This window comes from Aurantibacter sp., assembly GCF_042094015.1.
Taxonomy (GTDB): domain Bacteria; phylum Bacteroidota; class Bacteroidia; order Flavobacteriales; family Flavobacteriaceae; genus Aurantibacter.
The window spans coordinates 1-21,066 of the sequence record NZ_JBELDZ010000024.1; the positions used below are offsets into that span (position 1 = coordinate 1).

Here is a 21,066-nt window from a genome sequence, read left to right on the forward strand (position 1 = left end):
CAAGTTACAATTGTAATTTGGAGTTTTTTAAGTTAAAACCTAAAGTGAAAATTATTTAGAAGTAGTATACCAATCCAACTGTACAACTTCAATATCATCAGAAGAAGCATTAACTTGCATTTTAAATAAACCAACATTACTAAAACCTTCTTTGTTTCTATAATGATATGGATATACTTGTTTAGGTTTAAAATCTAAAACAGCACTTGCAGCATTATTTACAGGCATTGTCCAAGGTAAATTCATACAAACAAAAGCTTTGTCAATATTTTTAAGTTTTCGCATTTCAGGGATATCTTCCGTGTCACCAGAAATGTAAATACGTTCTTCTCCAATAGTTAAAACATAACCATTTCCTCTTCCTTTTTCGTGAAAGTGTAACGCTTCTTCACGTAAATTATACATTGGTACAGTTTCAACACCAATACCTTTTATTGTTTTGGCATTTCCATTGTGTAGTACAATGGTTTTACGCTGTAAGTTCTCAGGTAATTTTTCTTTAACAGCTAAAGGTGCAACAATAGTTGCTTTACTTAAATCTAAACTATCTAGTGTTGGAATATCTAAATGATCAAAATGTATATCTGTAATAAAAACCAAATCAGCAGATTTCTGATCTTTAAAAGCTTCTTTTCCTCCAAAAGGATCTATGTAAATAACTTGATCTTCGTACTCCAAAACCATTGTTGCGTGCTCAATAGGTGTAATTTTTAATTCAGAAACGGTTTTTAGAACTTCTGTAACTTCTTCTGTGTCTGTTGTGGCTTTTTCGTCTTTCTTACAACTAGATAAAACTAAAATTGAAGCTAAGGCAATAATATAATAGGTTTTCATATTTTGAATATATTTTAAAGTAAAAATAGATTTTAAAATTCATTTAAGAAATAATGTAACAAATAATTCGCTTTTGCTACCTATAAAGTGAATGATTTAATTTCTTTCTTCATTTTTTTTATCGAAATTAGACAACTATTATACTAACTAAAAAAAGAAACACACATATGGCTGACGAATTTGACCTTTTAGAAACTAATTCTAATCAAAAATCTGAAAAAGTAGATGTTAATTGGGGAAAAGCAATTGACACAATGAAATCTAAATTATCTCAAGAAGATGATCCAGAAAGACGTCAAAAAATTCTTAATGCTACTTTAGATGATGTGGTTGGAATGGCAGAAAAGGACAGAACTAGTCTTTTAGATGCTATTAAAGATTTAACAGATTATCAAGATGAGGTTGGAATTTTGTTTGAACGATTCTCTTCACTTAATGCTAACGAGCAAAAAGTAATAGATGATGCTCAAAAAGCATTAGAGAGATCAAAAGTTGAATTAGAAGATGCTCAAAATAAGCCAGACACTTGGTGGAATAATCTTTGGGGAAGAAAAAGCAAAATTGCTAAAGCAGAACAAGCTTTAAAGGATGCCGAAAAAGTTAGAGCTGGAGCAGATAATAAAGCAAAGGCAATGTTTCAAGAACGTATTGAAGGTGCAGATGTTCAGACATTATTAAGCGAATTATCTTTTAAATCTCAAGCTGCGGTAACACGTTTAAAAAATAGAGAAGTAGAAATAAAAGAAGTAGAAGATAAGTTGCAAGTTGCAATTTTTGAAGCATCTAAAAATCATTCTAAAGCTTTAGAGAAAAAGAAAGAAGTAGAAGCAAAATTAGAAGAGCAATACGCATCATTAAAACAAGCACGCCAAGCTTTAGAAGATATTGTAGACAAGCAAACTTCAGAATATGCAGAAGCTATAGCTAAAGTAACTACAATAGAACAAAAAGTAGAAGAATTAGAAGGACTTAAAAACGCTTATACAACACTTTCGGCATCTAAAGACAGTTTTGTACACAAGCATAATTTAACTATAAAAGTATTAACCTCTTTACGTAGTAACTTACAAACGCACAGAGCAAAATTAAAATCTGATACAGAAGAACGTTTAAAGTATTACGATGGTTATGTTGTAGCATTAAAAGCTAGAACAGACCAAGAATTTGCAGCCATTTTAGAGCATTTAGGAGTTAAAACCGATGAACATATTGGAGAAACTCTAGCATCTATGCATAGCGCAAGTGCAAGAGCAAGACAAGAAATGATGGATAATATTCCAGTACACGAAAAAGTAATGCAAGGTGTTTACGGAAGTTATGCCGAAGCTTTACAAGAGATTCGTGAGAAAGATGTGGATATTCAAAAGAATTTTGCAGATCGCTACGGAATAGATATGAAAGAAATTTTTGAAGACTATTACAAAGCCGACGGAAATGCGCCAACTGGAGATTCTGGAGAACCAGATGCACCAAAACCAACTAACGATTCTGGAGACGATTTATTAAGTTAAGAAACTCATTTGTCTGTTCGATCGCAGTCGAGAACTCTATAGAATAGAAATAATTATAGCGTTACTAACTTTTGTTTTTAAAGGCAAAAGTTAGTCAGGCTTTCCGCTATATCTTTTTTTTGCCATTTATGGCAGCAAAAAAAGGATGCCGCTTTAATCCCTAACGGAACTACTCAAAATTTTAATAGTTTATTTGAATGTTTTAAAGAACCACATCAATCAATTATAGAATGAATAAAAAACAGCTAAAAGGAAAAATTTATAAATTAGCTGATGGAGTTCCTTTAAAACTTGATAGAATGACTATAAATCTGTTAGATTCAAACAAGCTTTTAGTTACAAGTTGGATAAATACTATCGATTTTAAAAGTATTACTAAAGACTTGGTAAATAAAGAGCTAATAGAGTTAAAAGCACTGTTTTCTGAATTGATGAGTTCCTTTAATGAATTTGATATAATATTAACTTCGAATAATTTATCTATTGAATATCATATAGCTTTTGATGATTCAGGTAAAGCGGGAATAGGTTTGTGTTCTGAACTTGATGGTAAAATAAACTGGTATATATAATGATTGTAACACCTTTAGATTCGGCAGTATTAGATAGTAAAGAGCATTATGTTTTTTACCATAAAAAAGTTGACTTTGCACTTAAAGAATTAATTATTTCTGTACAGAATAATAAACTGTGTACAGAACAAGAAGTGGTGTTTTTTAAACAATACTGTGATTTGCTTTTGTATTCTATAGAAGCTATGCGTGTAAAATATATGTTTGACGATGAAGATAATATGAAAGTCGATTTAGCAGAATCTGGTTTTCCTAATTATTTAGAGTTTCGTTACTTGTATAACGATTTATCTTTACGAGATAATTACTTACACAAACTAAAAGATATTAAGACACTACAAGACGAATTTTTAGATGTTTTATTAAAAAAGAAGCAACCTATAAAACGCGATAAGTTATTCCAAGCATCATCAATTGTGTATTACACATCTGTAAAACAAGAGTATATTTTTAATCGTTTTGTACAAGGTAAATTAGTAGAAAGCAACGATAAAGAAAAAGGAGATTATATAGTGAGTTGGAGCTTTTTCGATATTTCGCATAATAGACCATTTGTATGTTTTATGTACTTTAATTATAATGGTAAAGATGTTGAAGACGATAAACAAGAACTTTACGATACCTTAAATGCAGTTGCAGATAGAGAAATGAGTTTAGATACAATGGCTTATGGAATAGATAAACGCTTAAAAGATGTCCATCCAACTTATATTAAGCGAATAGATTTAGGTCCATTCCATAATATATTTGCCAAAGACGAAAATGATATTACGCACGCTATTTTAGAAAGTATTTCTAAAAAAGAAGTGCCTTTAGAATCTTACGCATTAAGCTTAAAAATTGATGAGGTAAAAACAGGAAGTACATTTTCTGAAGGCGGTTATTTTAGTAAACAAACTTTACAAAAATGGAACGATGTAGAAAGCTATAAATATGTTTTTGCTCCACATAGAATTATCCAATTATTATATAACAAAACACCAAATCTAATGAACAAATTAGCAGAAATGCCTTTTGAAGTCAGCGATTTGAAAATGAAATAAATGGTTTAAAGTAAAAGGATAGAACTTTTAAGTACATTCTCCTAAACAAATAAACCAATCAACTTATAAACTTAAAAATGGAACACAACACAACTTTCCCTATAAAAAACAACGAATTAGATATGCTTCGAGACGAAGCATCATCGTACTTAAAAAGTGTACAATGGGAACAAAGTTCTAGAGCAAAAAATAAAGATAAAAATGCAAAAGATGAATCTATTTTGCTGTATTTGTCTAAAGCAAATAATGGTGGTTCATTACAAACAACATCGGTTTCTAAAACTATTTTAGCTTTAAAAAAGCGCTTGTTGCCAGATTCTGTAGCAATTCCATTGTTTTTAAATCAGACCTTATATGCAGTTCAGGAAGGATTAACTTTGGGAACTTGGATTAAAGATTCATATTATGATGCATCGGGTTTATCAAGCTTAATTCAGAATAAAAGCGCATTAGATTCTAACGGGAAACGCGAATACGAAAGTAAAATGTATACAGGAACAGCTTTTATGTTGTTCTCTACAGCTTACTATGTTTTACATCAATTAAAACCAAATGCTTCAGACGATTTAAGTGTGATGAAGCAAAAGTTTGCAGGAATTCCTGAGGTGTCATTTTTATCACCTTTAAAAGGATTTTCTTGTGCTATGTTTTATTTCGATAAATACTTATCGCATCCAGAAATTGTAAAATCAGATAAAGATGTTATCGACTTTACAGTGGTTTATTTTGAAGCATTAATTGCCGAAATTCAACTTAGAAAAAGCACATTAGAATATACAGAAACGGTTGAGGATAGAACGTATAAATTAGAAAATACAGAATTTACAATTTCGGGTTGGAGTAATTCTTTTTCTGGAACAGCAAAAAGTATAGAATTTAATAAAATTAAGTTCGAACAAATAGTTGGAAACCGAGATGCAAAACACTTTGCAAGACGATTAACAGAACGTATGTTAAGTTACGATTTTGAAGCAAAGAAAAATCCATTTCAAGAACTTGGTGGATTTATGCCGGTTTTTATGGGATATGGAATTCCAGGAACAGGAAAAAGTATGCTTATTGCAGCAATTGCAACCAAGTTAAAAGAACATTGTGATGTATTAGATATTCCATTCTTATTTCATCCAATGCCAGATACGCTAATTAGTACATTTCAAGGTGGATCAGCAGAAAAAATGGTGGAGTGGATGAAACCTATGCAAGATCCAACTAAACTTATTTTTGCACCAATAGATGATGCCGAAAATAATTTACAAGAACGTACAGCGCAAGGTGTTTCGGCTGGAGTTAAAGAAGTTATTGGTGTGTTTTTACGTTATACAGAAGGCGCGTATGCTGTAAATTACGGAAATAGTTCTATTGGATTATTTACCAATTTGCCAGAAATGTTGGACAAAGCTGTAATTTCTAGAGTGCAAGGTCGTTTTAAAATTGATGGCGCAAGAACCGAACACGATTTCTTAGATCAGGATCATTTATGGTGGCGTAAATTAGATAAAACAATGCCGGATTTTGTAAATATGACAAGTCCAAATGACTATGAATATTTAAAAGACCAAGGTTTAGCTAAAAATATGGGCGATATTTTAAACAGTATCGAAAAACCATCTGAAGCTCGTGTTTTAGATGCTTACAGTAAAGCCGAAAAATTACACAGTACAGATAATCATTTATTTTTTTCAAGCTTATATAAAGAAATCCAGAATATATTTCCATTTTTCTCTTCTAGAGATGTTAGGAATATCCAAAGTGCTATTTCGTTACGCTTAACAGATTTTGATTTAGAAAAAGATTGGTTTGAGAATCCTGAAATTTATTTCAAACAAGATTACAATACCAAACATAATATGTTACAAGAGTTAATGAAAGCCAATATGAAAGGTTTAAATTTCTCTGATATTAGAAGACAAGAAGTAGTACGTTATTTAGATAATGTAGCAACTATTGCAGATACAGACTTTAAACGAAAAGTAGATGCAAGAGTAAACCAGTTAAATATTGAAACTAAAGCGAGACAAAATTTTGAGAACCATTAAATAAATTTAAAATGGAAGAAACGAATAAATCAGAGGTTGAGTCTAAAGAATCATCAAATTTAAATTTACAAGATTATCTATCTTTAGGATATATTTTTCTTTTAGTTTTAGGTGTTTTTCATGAAACAATATATTATAAGTTTTTAGACATTAATATTTTAGAATATTCTTCAGTTTTAGATGTTTTAATAAGTCCTGTTTCTGTAATTACAGGAAACCTTAAATTAGGTTTGGCAGTTGTTTTTGCTTTGTTTATGACTTATTTTCTTAAGATGTTTATGCCTAAATACTATGCTTATTTATCTAGGAGAAAGAAATATCAGTCAGGTAAGAATAAGGTTAAAGTAGATAAAGCTAGTGAATCATTAAAGACAAACGGTTTTATGATTTCTATGTCAGTTTTTATGGTCTTTTCAGTCTTTATAGGAATGGGATTTGGTAGAGGTATGAAAGAAAAAAGACGTCTACAAAACGAAGATATAAAGTACACACATGAATTGATTTTTGAAGACAATCAAAAAGAGAAAATAAAGATGTTAGGAAAAAATAGTTTATATGTTTTTTACGTAAATAAAACTAAAGGAGATATTTTAATTTCACCAATTGATGGTAATATTAAAACCATTAAAAAAATGAAGATAAAATAAATGATTAAAAGATTTTTTTCCTTCAAGAAAATATAAAAGAAAGTATTTAATAATGCAAAAACTAAAAGAAGCAAACTTATATAATCACGAACTAATTCCTATAAGCGGGAAGTTAGTAGAACGTTATAATACCTGCTTAATAAAATTAGGATTTACGCCAACAAAATTGACTAATTTCCATATAGATGGTATAGGTTGGAGTCCTGAAATTGCTAACGAAAAAGATAACGTTAGCTATTTAAATAATGGTGAAGCTAATCTGCATGGAATATTAATATCGCCTTTACAATATAAAAAACCAGTTTACGAACCATTCCATACGTTTGATCGTGAAATGATGCAACAGGTATTTAGCATTCATGGCGATAAAATTAAAGATATAACTAGAGATTGTGCCATTTGTATAGATTTTGATCAATATATAGATGCTTTTTATGAGCCTTTAGATGTTTTAAAATATAAAGATGTAGAAATTAGTTTTCATTTAATTAACGATTTAGAAGAGAAGCAAAAGGAGCAAAGACGATTAATTTCTAAGTTTAAAACAGATCATAATTTTATAGATGAGGATTTACAAGCAGAATTATTAGAATCTGCTAATTCTTATGGCGATTTACGAGATAGAGATTTAAGTTTACATAGTTTAACGTATACTTCAAGTTCATTTTACACAAAAGCTTTTGGAGGCGTTTATGTATTAAGAGATTTTATAAAACCTATTGTTGTTTTTAACGATTTAAGTTGGTACAAAGAAGCAATAAAAGATACTATTTATGACGTGTTACTATTTAATATTAGTCAACCAGAATTAATAGAGAAATTAAAAGATCATACGATTGTTTCGTGCGATTTAGAACGTATTGTTCAGACAGAACGTTATGAACGTATTAAGAAATTTGAATTAATTTCAGCTTTAAAAGAAACAACACATTCTAAAAAAGACATTCTAAACGATCCATTATTATTTAAAAGTTATTTAAATAAATTAGATATAAAACGACGTAAACATGTTATGTCTGTAGAATTATATTTGGAGAAACTAGAAGTAAGTAACCAATATAAAATAGCTGATTTAATTGATAACGACTTGTATTTTGGTTTGCATGAGCCACATTCCTCATTAACAACTAATCAAAGCGACTTAATTTGGAAACTGTTAAATGATGTTTCTGTAAAAGATGTACTACATTTATACTGGTATGATAAAGAAGCTTTTTATAAAGCTTACAATGCTTGGGATGATGGATTTAAAGATTGGGTAATTGAAACTATTAGTAACAAAATAGGCTAGAAGTAGACTTATAAATTAAGAACAAGGATTATGACATTAGAACTTATCATATTTATAGCCACAATAGTATTTGGAATATTATTATACTGGCGCGAATCTAAGAGTAATAAAATATATCGATTTTTAAATAAATTAATGTATTCTGAAGAATTGCAAATGAAGCCTACTAGTAAAAAAGGATTCATATACGATCAGAATTTTGTAATGCGTTTGGTTTATATTTCGTTATTGTTTTTGGCAGCAATATTAGTTTCAAAACTTATTTTACCAATAGAGATAGCAACTATAAATTTATTTCTATCAAGTATTTTAGGAACATTAGTTGGAACTTATTTAGCAAGTATTATAATAAAATCGACTAAAGTTATTGAAGAACAAACCGATAATTTAGAAGATTTAGTAGATGAAACTATTAATAAAGGAAAAGAAATTTTCGAAGATTTAAAAATAAAAGATTCTAAAGTAGAAGAAGATTCTACAGAAGAAGTTAAGCAAGAACCTGAACATTCTAAAAAGAGTGCTAGAGAACGTTTGAAAGATAAAGGGTTAATGTAGATTTTTTTAAAGAGAATTTTATAAAGAATTAAATCAACTAATATTATGATTAAAAATTATTGGAACAAAGGCATAAAACAAAAAGTAATAACTGTTGTTATTGCTTTAGTATTATTGATAGCGTTATTCTTTTTAAGAGATGATTATCAACCGGTATTATTGTTCTTGCGTAAATTTATTTTTATAATTCTGTTAAGCTTATTAGTATTATTCTTGGGATTAAGAGCTTTTCGTAATTCAGCTTCAGCATTAAAACGTATTGTAATTTTAATAGGATTAATTATTTTTTTTGGAGCTATTTATTTTGTTGGATTTCAAATGAAATTTTATGATTATATGAAAACTTATAACGTTTTTAATAATCTTAATAAAGTCGAAATTAATGACTTGCCTTTAACACATAATGAACGTATTCAACCATTACAAAATATTTTTTCTATGGCTAATGAAAGTGTTGGTGAAACAAAAGATGTGTCTTTACCGCATTTGGTTAGAATAGATTCTACTAATCAATGGACTATGGCAATTCAACCATCAGAAAAATATGTAATGCAGCGTTTAAACGATAATACGGAAGAAGTGTTTTCTGTATCTAGTACAACACCTTTTCCGCGTTTCTCTAGCGATAATAGAATTCCTGTAACTTTCTCCATAGGAGAATCTTTAAAGTTTAGTAGAAATACATATAATGCAGTTGTGCAACGCTTTAATCCTTGGCAATTGTTTACAATGGAACCAAGCGATACGTTTTATATGAAAAACGATAAAGGCGCTTGGGTACAAGTAGTAAGCTTAATTAAATGGAAAGGTTTCTTTTTTCCTTACCCAAGTTTTGGTGGTGTAATGGTTATAGATAATGGTGAACACGATTTTAACGATTATATGGAACGTATGTTTATTGGAAAAGGAACTTATGTTTCTCCAGAAGATATGCAAAATCATATTTACTTAACACGTCAGAATACGTTATCGGAAAAAGTATCTCAATTACAAGCAGAATCTTTAAAGTTTTTAGGAGGATTTAGCGATCCATTACCTTGGAATATGGAAACTGCAGTTAAAATACCGAATCTTCCAGACGATCAAAATCAGCAACCTTACGTAACAGATTTTGATTTTAGTACAACAAAAATCAATGCTTATTCTGGTTTATATCATTGGTTTGGATTAGAACCAGTAGGAAACGAGCGAACAAGTTTAACCTTTAGTGTGTTTATTCCAGCAGATGGAACAGATAAATTATATTATTATGATCACGCTTCTAAAAAGCAAGGTTATGCAGGTGTTTCTGCAATGCCTTCTAAAGTTCGAGAATCTCGTAAAGAGTACGATTGGTCTGTAAGTAAACCAGTGGAATTTAGACCTTACATTAAAAATATAGCAGGAAGAAAGCGTTTATTCTTTTTTGGAACAGTAGCTTCTGTTAGTGAAGGTAGCGCAAAATTTGATGGATCTGCTACACCAGATTTAGCTTTAATTGATAGTGAATATAGAGATGTGGTTTGGATAGATGCAAAACATCCAAGTCAATGGGAAAAGACTGTTTACGAGCAATTAAATGAAGCTTGGCGTGCAAGTGAAGGTATTGGACATTATTTTGTTGAAGAAACAAAAACTGTAGAAATGGCTCAACAAATTTTAGATTCTATAAAATCTATACCAGCTATAGACACTAAAAGCGAACAAATACTAAAATTAGAACGTCAAATAGATTCTATTAAGGCGTTGAAATAAACTGTAAAAGAGTCAATTAAAGTAGAGTAGTGGGTTTCTGTTTTCAAAAGAAAAAAGCTTCATAAATTATTAATTTATTGAAGTTTTTTTAGTAATTAACAGTCTTTTAATTTAAACACCAAATTGATTTAAATGATGATCAAGATGTTTGTAAAGCATATTATTCCATTCGTTACTCGTTAATTTTCCAAAAGAATGAGATTCTTTATTGTTAAAATGAGTTTCTCCTAATTTTTGAGTTTTTGTAATATAACCTACTAAATCATTTTTTTCTTTTTCAAATTCTTTTTGAGCTGAAATTAAAAATTGAGGTGCAGTTCTTCCGTTTTTTGGATAAGGATTATTACCAACAACAGCTTTTTTTACGAATGTTTTTAATAGAAATGTTTTAACAGTATTTGGTTTTGGATGTTTATCTGTATAAATCATTTCGTAGGTTACGTTACAATGTGCCATCATTTGTGCAACATCCATTTTACTCCATAAACTTGCTGTATTTGGAGTTAACTGGTTTATTCTACTAATTATATTGGCTGTTTCTTTAGCTTTAAATATGTTTTTCATTAGTTGTGAAATTTAACGTCTTAGAGTAAAATGCCCTTTTTTCTCTATTTCAATTCCTTTATATTTTATATGTGCTAAATACCAATAATCGCTTGTTGGCATTATATATCCATTATAATAACCATCCCATCCAGTAGACGTATAATCTAATGTTTTTAATAATTTACCATATCTATCAAAAATATAAACAATAGTTCCGGTTAAATAGCCAACTCCTGCAATATGCCAAGTGTCTTTAATTCCATCATTGTTTGGTGTAAAAAATAGCGGAATATCAAATACAATTACTTCTTTAGATACAGAGTTACATCCGTTTTGATCTATTACAGTTACTGTATGTACGCCTAAAGTAACATTATTAAAAAAGTTAGAGATTTGTGGTGTTCCATCATCTAATTGATACAGGTAATCTCCAATTCCAGAGATATTAACAGTTATAGAATTAGGATCTGAAAAATCTACAGTTTCTGTAAATTCTATAAGAGCTGCTTCAGATTCTTCAACAACAAAATTTGTAGTAAACGTACAACCAAATTGTGTTGTTATAGTTACTCCATAAGTACCAATGGTGTTTATGTTTATTTCTGCACTAGTTTGTCCGGAAGTCCATTGGTAGCTATCTGTACTAATTCCAGTTTCTGCTGTAACTATAAGCGGTAAATCATCTAAACATAATGGTACATCATTTAATTCTATAAATGGTTTTCTGTTTACTAAAGTTAAGAAGCTTGTTGTATTAAAGCAGTTTGTACTATTGTTTTCTATTCTAATAAAATATTCCGTACCGTTTGCTGATAGTACAGATGTGTTAGTTATAGGGTTTGTATCATTATCTGCATCGTTTTGAGTTTCATAATATGTTACAGTGTAATTTGCTGGATTTTGAGACCCTAATATTATAGAAGTTTGAGTTGATAAATCGAAATTTTGTATTAAGTCATAATCATCATCACAACTAGATAGGTTTTGTATAGTATTTACAATTGGTAAAGGATTTATTTGAATATTAAATGATTCTATATTAAAGCAATTACTGCCAATAAAATTTGCTCTAGCCCAAAGTGTAGTAAGATTTGAAGTGTAATTATAAATATTAGTTAAAACATCAGCTTGAGTTTCTGCGTTTGTTTCAGACTCATAGAACTCAATGTTGACATTATTTTGTGCTCCAATAATATCTGAAGTAATTGTACTTAAATCAAACTCATCATCAATATTATCGCATATTTGAAAAGTTCCTGAACTTAATGTTGGAGGAACATCTACGTTTAATTCTAGTTCTACAGTGTCAAAACAAGTTGTGGCTGTATTTAGTATCTGTATGACTATGGTTTGTGGATTTGTAATGTTTGTATAGTCTGGAAATGTTTGAATTACACTTGGATCTGCAGAAGCAGAGAATATTAGATTAGTATTGCTATCAAAATCATTTTGAGATGGATAATAATTTACAATAATGTCTTCTCTATCTCTATCAATAATATCAACTAAAATATTATCTTGAATAGCAAAAATGTCAAAATTCATTATTCCATCTAAATTGTTACTATTGGTATCACACAATATAATAGATGTAGGTGTTATACCGCTAGGAATTGGAACAACTTGTAATTCAAACCCTGCTACTCCTTCACAAATAGTCCCGTTGTCTACATTGTAGTAAATTGTTAGTGGATTAAAATAAATACCATCACCATTAAAATTACCGTTTTCAAAATTGTCTGGATTTGTTATTTCATTTTGTTGATTGTTTGCATCTATTTCATTCAAATAATATGTAATAGTTAAGTTTTGACTAGACCCTTGTTCTAATTGAGAAGAAAATTCATTTAAGTCAAAAAAAGCAGCTCCATCATTACTATCATCATCACAACCAAAAAATGTTGTAATTCCAGTATTATAGTCTGGTATTTCACCAACGTTAATATCAAAGCTTACTATTGTTGAGCATGTTGGATCGTCTATGTATTCTATATTAACATATATAGTTTCAGCTAATGCTGAATTATTATAAACAACTGTTTTGTCAATGAAATTAGATAAAGTATTGGTAACTATATCATAATCTTGATAATAACTTATATTAGCTGCACTTGATAAATTTGGTAATATAATTGGGTCAATTTCGGTTTCAAAAAAGAAGTCACCTACAGTACTTCCTATATCTAAACATACAATATATGGGTCAATAATTGGGTTTGGTTTACTATTTACTATAATTTCAAATGGTTGAATTGCAAAACAACCAGTATTTGTGTTTTCTACTCTAGCAAAAATAGATCTAGTAATTGTATTGTATGCTGCTGGATTAGTCACCGGATTAGTTCCATTCTCTGCATTAGGATAATTTACATGGAATGAATAGCTTAAATCAGATCCTCCATTTATTTCAGGAATTTTATTGTTTAAATTAACAATAGCAGAGTTACTTCCATCTGTTGTACATACTAATAGATTTGTTGGTGTATTTAATGACGGCGCAGGAAGGAAGTTAATTTCTAATTCTCCTACAGTAAAACAACCAGAATTAATAGCTCTAAAAAATATACTATGAGGAAATGTAGGATTTAATATAGTATAGTTGTTAGGTAGAGGAGATGTATTTGTATCTGCATCAGTTTGAGTAGCGTAATAAATAATATTATTTGGAGTTGGAGAAGCCTCACTTTCTATGTAAGAATCAAAATCAGAAAAATCAAAAATAGTAACAGATGATAAATCATCGTCTGTATCACAATAATTTTGTGGAACTAAAGAGTTTATAGTAACACCTTCTCTAATGTTTAGTATTATTTGATTATTATAAACACAATCTGGATTTATTCTAGTTAATGTAACATATAAAACAAAACCATCTGCATTTATTGTATATGGTATACTTTGATCCACTTCTGGTTCAGCTGGGTTTATAACAGGGTCATTTTCAAAAAACTGAACAACTGTGTCGTCAACATCATTTAAAATTGCATCTGCAATTGAAATTAGATTAAATTCTACAATTCCATCTAAATCATTATCACAAACCGAGAATTCTACAGGAGTTGGTGTAATTGCAAAATCTGTTCCTGTAATTAATAACTGAGTATGGAGTTCTATTGGATGTATGGTAACACAACCCGTAATATTATCAACAATTCTAATATATACAAATTGCTCGTTAGGAGTTGTATTGGTGTAATTTGTTGGGTCTACAATTGGATTTAAACCAGTATCTGCATCTATACTATTTTCGTGATACGTTACAGTAACACCAGTCAAGCCCATTAATATTTCTGCTTCTACACTTGTAATATTAAAAGAAGCAAAATCGTTTGTTGTACAAGCGTCTATTTGTTGAACATCATTATTTATTGGTGGATTGTCGTTTACTGTAACTTCTACATCTGCAGTGTCTATACAACCAGAACTTGTGGTAACTCTAATATATACAGTTTCTGGACTAGATACTGGAGTATATGGCATAGATATAGGGTTGTTTCCAGAATCTGCGTTAACTTGTGAATTATGGTATGTAACTGAATAATCTGTGTTTCCTCCTGTAATACTAGAGTTTAAAGTATTTAAATCTGCTCCTCCATCATTTGTACAAGCAAAAAATGTTGTTGGATCTGTAATAATTGGAAATGGGTTTACAACCAATCTAAACAACGTTATATAAACACAACCTAAACTATTTACAGCTCTAACATGTATAACTTGAGGATTTACAGTGTTTGGAAAGTTAGTAGTATTTACTATAGGATTATTACCTGATTGTGCTTGACTATTTGTAAAGTGATATGTTATTGTGTATGTTTCGGGTTGTGGTAGTTCGGCCAATAATTCTACTTCAGCTTGTACAAAATCAAAATCTTCAGTTTCATCATTTGATATATCATCACATAATTCGACATCTTCTATGTCTGGTCCATTTTCAAAGTTATTTAAGGAAACATTTACAGTGTCAGAAAAAGTACAAGTTCCACCATTTAATGGAATAGAAATATCAACGGTATAAGCGCCAGAATTTGCGATATTAATTATAGGCATATTACTAAATCCAGGTAAGTTTGTTCCGTTTAGATTCCATTCATAGGTCGGATTATTAGCAGAAACTGTAGCGTCTAAAGTTGCGTTAGAATCACATGTAGAAATATCGTTACCTAGATCTACGGTATTATCAAAGCTATTTGCTTCAATAAACACAGCAGAATCAAAGTCAGCAAATCTAGAATCAGCAATTATTAATTTTATAGTATAAGAAACATCTGCTAAGATGGTTGTAGAAGCTGTTAATACTGTTGTACGACCATTATAATTAGTGCTAGAGTCTGGTCCGAAAAAAAAGGCTTCGTTTACTGCAGCACAACCATCAGTTCCAGTAATCTCGTCATGAACATTAGTTGTGTTTACAGGTATTGTTGTACTTGGTATTACGGCAAGGTTTGTAAACGGTAACACAGAAGCAGTTTCTTTAATTAAAAACACAAAACTATCAGAAACTGAGCATGGATAATCATCAAAATATTCCTCTGAAGCAAATATATAATTAAATTGTACTGAATCTGTACCAGAAATAAAATCAAACTCTATAGAAGTTGCATTTAATGTGTTATTAATTCCTAGAGCATTTTCTAAATCAGGATCTGTTCCCCAAGTATTATTTCCAGCATTAATAATTGCTGCGTTTGGAGTGTTTCCTGCGTCAGAAGCTTCTCCTGTGGTTAGTAAAATACCACTTTCAAAAGGAAAAGTAGAGCCGTTCCTGTTAAATAACCCAAAACTATTTAAACTATTTATAGAGCCATTTACAGTTGAAGAAACGTTGCTGATTTCTACACAACCACTAGCTAAATTGTTTTCTATTAAATCCTGAACACTTAAAGACGTATCGGTAGTTATTTGTTGCGCAAAAGAAATACTACTTATTAATAAAATAATTAATAGTAATAATTGTTTTGAAAGGTTTGAGGTTAAGTTTTTCAAAAAGGGAATAGTTTAGTTTCAATTAAAGTAGCAAAAATATATTAATTGAACGAATAATTTGAAATAAATCAACTACGTTTTAGAATTTTAGTTTAATTAAAAATAATTTAAAATAGTGTAAATAAAGAGTTATTTATTTAAATAGATATAACCTGTTATTGCTTTGAAGTTTGATTCGTTTAGTTTTAAAACATAATAATATGTTCCAACAGGAAGAACCTTACCATTGTTAATACCTTGGTTTGAAGTTCCATTCCATTTTAAATTATTATTACCAATAAAAATTAAAGTTCCGTATCTATTGAAAATTAATAATTCATGATTGTAGAATACATTATATATTCCAGGAAAGTTTAAAACATCGTTTAAGCCATCATTATTTGGAGATATACCAATATTACCAGGTATTTCTGGTGCACAATTAATAATATCTAATTGAATGGTTAAAATATCGAAGCACGGATTTTTTTCAGCCTTAATAAAAATTAAAGTATTATTTAAGTTGTTTAATAGATAGTTTGTGTAATCTAATATTTGATTTGTATTATTATTTAAATCTTCAAGATTTTCAAAATATGATAAACTAACATAGTTCTGTTCAATTTCTGAAGTAATAACAGATTCTAAATTAAAGTATGCTGTGTTTGAACCTAAATTACATGATTCTAATGTTTCTAGTTGAATAGTTTCTGGTTTTGGATACAGCTCAATTAGAGTTGAGCTACTATTGTTTATTTCGCTTATTTCATTAATAGTACTTATTCCATTTCCGTTATCGTCTATTACAATACTTAACTCAAAATCTAATGGAATAGATGTTGGTATATTTAATATTGAAGAATAGTTTACAGTTTCTCCTATACCTAATGTTACATCTGTTTGATATTGCCCAATAAGAATGTTATTTGCGTAGAATGCTATTGGTGTATTAATTGGTAATGGATCTGTACAATTAAAATTATTTACATTATAATCTATAGTAATAACATTTGAATCACAATATTTTTGATAATCGTTAATGGTTGTTGTACCGTCTGGTAATTGACTGTTTAGAACCGTAATTATATTATTTAAAATAATTAAATCTGCTTGAGTTGTTAATCTAATAATAGCTTGTGTATCTCCAATATTAATATTGTTCTCAATATTATAAACATCTAAATCACAATTATAAAATTGAGTGCTATTTGTAAAACTATTGGTTCCGTTAAATGCATTAGTTGCTAGATTTAAAGGCGGACTTGATAATACATTACCATTTATAGATAAACTTTCTCCAAAATTAAGTGCATTATCTCCTTCCCAAGCTAAGAAACCAATTTTCGCATCATCATTATCTAATACATTTAAATTGTCTATTACAATTTCTTTTTCCTGGACATCTCTATTTATTATATCTAACCCTAAAAATAAACTAACTTGATTTAATGGTAAATTTGGGTTTTCATATATTACATAAATACTCCATCCAGCAAAATTTGTTCTATTTCCGCAATAACCTGGATTATTTTGTAAGGTTTGACTTATGTCTAAGTCACTTAATTTGTAGTTTATATTTCCTTGAGAAATAATAAAATCAGTTATGTCAGTTACTGCAGAGAAATAAGTTAATTCTCCCCAATTACTATCGTCAAAAACCACATTATAAATATTGTCAGCTTGAAACAATTGGTCATTTAACCTTACATCATTATCTCCATTTCCAGAACCTGCCCAAAATAGATAGGCAGCAGTAATTGTATTACTAGTGTCAAGGTTTAGCGTTGCATTAGAACTAGGAAGTGTTTCACAAAAACTTTGGAGTAAATTATTTTCAAATTGATTTAAGGTGTTTCCAATAGCTGTATAATCAAACCTACCATTAAATTGTTCGTAGATTTCAATTTCTTGCGCATTAGTAATTATACTAACGAATAGAAAAAAAACTATTTTTAATTTCATAAATTTAAGTTATAAGCAAACTTAAATATAGATTATTACCTTTTTAAAGTGAAATTATTTCGATAAACACGACCATCTTCAAGTTTAACGGAGAACCAATAATCATTTGTAGGCATTGGAAGGCCATTATATGTTCCATCCCATCCTAATCCTGTAGGATCTATTTTAGCCAACAGTTTTCCATATCTATCATATATATATATATCTGATTTAGCTTGAAAAACTTCATTAACACCATAAACTTGCCAGTATTCGTGATATTGGTCTCCGTTTGGTGTAAAAAACTGTGGAAATCCAATAACCGAAATATCTACTTGTGCTGTGCCGCAATCTGCTTTAATATCTTTAACTAAAACGGTATAAATTCCAGCGGGAATATAATAAAACAGACCAGAATTTTGGTAACCAATTAGTTCTCCATCTTGATTTTCTAATGCATAAAGATATATTCCTTCTCCTGTTGCTGTAACTTCAACTACATTATTAAATAAGTTACCGTCGCTTATATAAATTGGTTGTTCTATGGTTGCAATATTTGAGGCTTCAACATTAAATTCTCTTGTTTTTTGACAACCAGTATAGTTGTTTGATACTGTAACTGTATAAACACCAACCGAGTCAATTTCAATAGACTCTGTGATTTCTGAAGTATTCCAAATAAAACTGTAATCCGTTGGATTGCCAATTAGTCCTGTGCTTAATTCTTGCGTTATAGGGAAATCATTTAAACAATAATATTGAGTTTCGTCGATTCCAATGTTTGGTCTTGGATGGATTGTTAACTGAATCTCATTAATCCCAAAGCAATCATTATTACTTTCTGCTCTTGCGTATAGTGTTTGATTATAAGGCGTAGTATTGTTATATGGGGAAGAAAGAACATTAGTTTCTAGAGTAGCATCTTCTAATGTTTCATAATAACTTATGGTAACATTAGATGGTAAACCAGAAAGTATTATTGTAGAGAAATTCTCTAAATTAAATGTGTTAATACCATCTTCAGAACCTAGTTCATCACATTCAGCTGGAGGATTATAATCAGTAATTTGAGAATTGCTTATTTCTAAAATTAGTTGAGATTGTTTTTTACATCCTGTACTTGGTTCTGTAACTACAACATAAATAGTTTCATTAGGTATTGAGTTAATATAATTTGCACCATCAATCTCATTAGCTTCAGAATTTGCATCAGTTTGACTAGAATAAAAAGCAATAGTACTTGTTGTGCTATTATTAGTAATACTATTATATGCTTCTGTTAAATTAAATTGTGTTAGTCCATCTGAGACTCCATCTTCATCACATTGCTTTATTGTAACATCTTGTGCAGTAGGAATAGGATTAATTGTAATATTAAATTGTTCTGTAGTATAGCAACTAGTGTTTAAATTGTTTTCTAATCTAATAAATAACTGTTGATTAAAAGGTGTAGTATTATAATAATTATTTGGTAGAGGTGATGTTTTACTATCAGCATCACTTTGAGTCAAATGATAAGTGATTGTGAATTCTGTACTATTTTGAGTTCCTAATATTTCTGAATTAAAGTTATTTAAATTAATTGTAGTTTGTCCATTTGCATCGTCGGAGTCTGAACTATCATCACAGACTTCAAAATTTGATATTGAATTTATTTCGGGACTATCATAAACACCAATTTCAAAACTTATATAATCAAAACAATTTGGGTTTCCAATATTTTGAACTCTAGCATAAATGGTTTCTGGTACTGAGGTGTTAGTATAAAGGCCACTAATTTCGTTTTGATAGTCATTTAAATCTATATCTGAATTATAATACTTAACTTCATAAACAGTATTGTCTTGGCCATTTAATATTTCTGAATCCTTTGTAGTTAAATCAAAATCATATAAACTATCATCATTGTCATCGCATACAAAATAATTTGTAGGAGTAGTAGCTGTAGGAATATCGTAATAGGTAACAATTGCTTGACCTTCTAAAGAACTACAATCTCCAGAACTTAACTCTATTAATAAATCATAAACACCACTTTGGTTAACCACTAAATCATAGTCTGAGTCTGATAAAGTAACACCATCTTTACTCCAAGTATATACTGCACCTGGTATATCATCGGCTATTAAAGTGTAATTTTCTCCAATACATAATGGTAAGTTTACAGTGTTTGTATTATCCGTTGGAATTATGTCAATTTTTTCACTAAAAAAGGATGCAATAAAAGGAGGTAATCCTTGTCTTGAATTTGATGATAATTGAATTTGTTGATGAACATAGTTACAATTTATACCTAATAAATTTGGATTGTTAATTACACTTAAATATGGTGATCCAATTGTATAAGAACCACTCATAGAGCGATAAATTTTTCCATCTGGACCTAATTGTAAGCTACTTCTGTATAGGTTTCTATCATCAATAGTCTGTTTACTAGCTGGAATATTTGTTGAAGTTAAATTAAATTGTAATAATTTAGAATAATGATTACTAGAATTATTATCTGAAGCACTTCCAGTAAAATAATCGTTATAAGTAGCAGTATATAATAAGCTATTATTTGGTGAGAACTCTACGCCATATGATTTTTCATTACTAGCTGAATTTAGATTTGGCCTTATTAATTCATTCGCATTACTAAAAATACCGTTAGAAACATCAAAGTCAAAAAGGTATAATCCGGAATTTATATTTGCTAAAGCTAAATTTTCACCGTTAGGAGAAAATTTCATATTACCTCTTAATTCACTTATTGCTAAAGAATTAAAAGTGCTAATTACTGGTGTTAAATTTATTCCTATACTACTAATTTCATAGGCATGAAAAGAATTCATATTTACAGTGCTATTTCCTTGATCATTAGAAAATGCTGCAACCCATATATTTCCAGATTCGCAATCTTTTAAAACAGCAGAAACTTTTTCTGCACAAGCAGTTAATAGATTAACATTTTTTGTTGTAATAGCTCCAAGTCCAAAATCTAGAGTCATATCAACAACAGAATAATTTAAGCCAAGGACAGAACTACTAGCTCCAACTGTAAATATGTAATATATGTTTGGATCCTCGGGTTTTGGAACAATAAGAGCAGATTGTGAACTAGAAGAATCTCCTAATAATCCAGAACCATTTGACATTATATCGTGCGAAGAATTATAAACAATTTTGCCATCGGTATAAAACAATAAGTTTCCAGCCTCACTTGAAATTGAGGTACAACCCTCAATAGTACTTAACTCTCCATTGTTTAATGGGGTTACAGTGTTGTTTATATCGAAATTTATTCCGGCTTTATCACCAAAATACCAATTAGCCGCTTGTCTTTGTGCGGTTAAATTTAGGGTAATTAGTGTAAAGGTTATTATAAAAAAAGCGTTTGTTTTCATAGCAATAT

Annotated in this window: 13 protein-coding genes; 8 read left to right on the plus strand and 5 right to left on the minus strand. The window is 29.5% G+C overall.

Features of this window, described 5'->3' with window-relative positions; all coding sequences use genetic code 11:
- Nucleotides 1–51: 51 nt before the first annotated feature.
- A complete protein-coding gene (locus ACFDSN_RS05335) occupies nucleotides 52–834 on the minus strand; it encodes an MBL fold metallo-hydrolase (protein ID WP_375238802.1) in 783 nt (260 codons plus the stop codon).
- Nucleotides 835–1,001: 167 nt separating this feature from the next.
- Between ACFDSN_RS05335 and ACFDSN_RS05340 the strand changes: the two genes are divergently transcribed.
- The 8 genes from ACFDSN_RS05340 to ACFDSN_RS05375 all read left to right on the plus strand — a co-directional run bounded on the left by ACFDSN_RS05340 (nucleotide 1,002) and on the right by ACFDSN_RS05375 (nucleotide 10,223).
- Complete coding sequence (locus ACFDSN_RS05340) at nucleotides 1,002–2,345, plus strand: microtubule-binding protein (RefSeq protein ID WP_375238803.1); 1,344 nt, start codon at nucleotides 1,002–1,004, stop codon at nucleotides 2,343–2,345.
- Nucleotides 2,346–2,575: 230 nt separating this feature from the next.
- Nucleotides 2,576–2,917 carry a hypothetical protein gene (locus ACFDSN_RS05345; protein ID WP_375238804.1) on the plus strand — a complete coding sequence of 114 codons (342 nt, stop codon included), beginning with the start codon at nucleotides 2,576–2,578 and terminating at the stop codon, nucleotides 2,915–2,917.
- Nucleotides 2,917–3,960, plus strand: coding sequence for a hypothetical protein (locus tag ACFDSN_RS05350; RefSeq protein WP_375238805.1), 1,044 nt, complete (start codon nucleotides 2,917–2,919; stop codon nucleotides 3,958–3,960). Before ACFDSN_RS05345 ends, ACFDSN_RS05350 begins: the two co-directional genes overlap by 1 nt.
- A gap of 77 nt (nucleotides 3,961–4,037) precedes the next feature.
- Entirely contained in the window at nucleotides 4,038–5,996 is a 1,959-nt protein-coding gene (locus ACFDSN_RS05355; RefSeq protein ID WP_375238806.1) for an AAA family ATPase, read from the plus strand.
- Between the two features lie 11 nt (nucleotides 5,997–6,007).
- Nucleotides 6,008–6,643 carry a hypothetical protein gene (locus ACFDSN_RS05360; protein WP_375238807.1) on the plus strand — a complete coding sequence of 212 codons (636 nt, stop codon included), beginning with the start codon at nucleotides 6,008–6,010 and terminating at the stop codon, nucleotides 6,641–6,643.
- A gap of 52 nt (nucleotides 6,644–6,695) precedes the next feature.
- Nucleotides 6,696–7,934 (plus strand): DUF6638 family protein, encoded by a 1,239-nt coding sequence (locus tag ACFDSN_RS05365; protein ID WP_375238808.1) that lies wholly within the window; start codon nucleotides 6,696–6,698, stop codon nucleotides 7,932–7,934.
- A 30-nt stretch (nucleotides 7,935–7,964) separates the two neighbouring features.
- On the plus strand, nucleotides 7,965–8,489 hold the full coding sequence (locus ACFDSN_RS05370) for a hypothetical protein (RefSeq protein WP_375238809.1): 525 nt from the start codon (nucleotides 7,965–7,967) through the stop codon (nucleotides 8,487–8,489).
- 45 nt (nucleotides 8,490–8,534) lie between these two features.
- Nucleotides 8,535–10,223 (plus strand): hypothetical protein, encoded by a 1,689-nt coding sequence (locus tag ACFDSN_RS05375; protein WP_375238810.1) that lies wholly within the window; start codon nucleotides 8,535–8,537, stop codon nucleotides 10,221–10,223.
- A gap of 111 nt (nucleotides 10,224–10,334) precedes the next feature.
- On the opposite strand, the gene ACFDSN_RS05380 is transcribed toward ACFDSN_RS05375, so the two are convergent.
- The 4 genes from ACFDSN_RS05380 to ACFDSN_RS05395 form a co-directional block, all read right to left on the minus strand.
- Nucleotides 10,335–10,787 (minus strand): hypothetical protein, encoded by a 453-nt coding sequence (locus ACFDSN_RS05380; protein ID WP_375238811.1) that lies wholly within the window; start codon nucleotides 10,785–10,787, stop codon nucleotides 10,335–10,337.
- A gap of 12 nt (nucleotides 10,788–10,799) precedes the next feature.
- Nucleotides 10,800–15,752: a choice-of-anchor L domain-containing protein gene (locus ACFDSN_RS05385; RefSeq protein WP_375238812.1), complete on the minus strand. Its 4,953-nt coding sequence runs from the start codon at nucleotides 15,750–15,752 to the stop codon at nucleotides 10,800–10,802.
- A gap of 129 nt (nucleotides 15,753–15,881) precedes the next feature.
- Nucleotides 15,882–17,693 (minus strand): gliding motility-associated C-terminal domain-containing protein, encoded by a 1,812-nt coding sequence (locus tag ACFDSN_RS05390; protein ID WP_375238813.1) that lies wholly within the window; start codon nucleotides 17,691–17,693, stop codon nucleotides 15,882–15,884.
- 35 nt (nucleotides 17,694–17,728) lie between these two features.
- Nucleotides 17,729–21,058, minus strand: coding sequence for a T9SS type B sorting domain-containing protein (locus tag ACFDSN_RS05395; protein ID WP_375238814.1), 3,330 nt, complete (start codon nucleotides 21,056–21,058; stop codon nucleotides 17,729–17,731).
- Nucleotides 21,059–21,066: the final 8 nt, after the last annotated feature.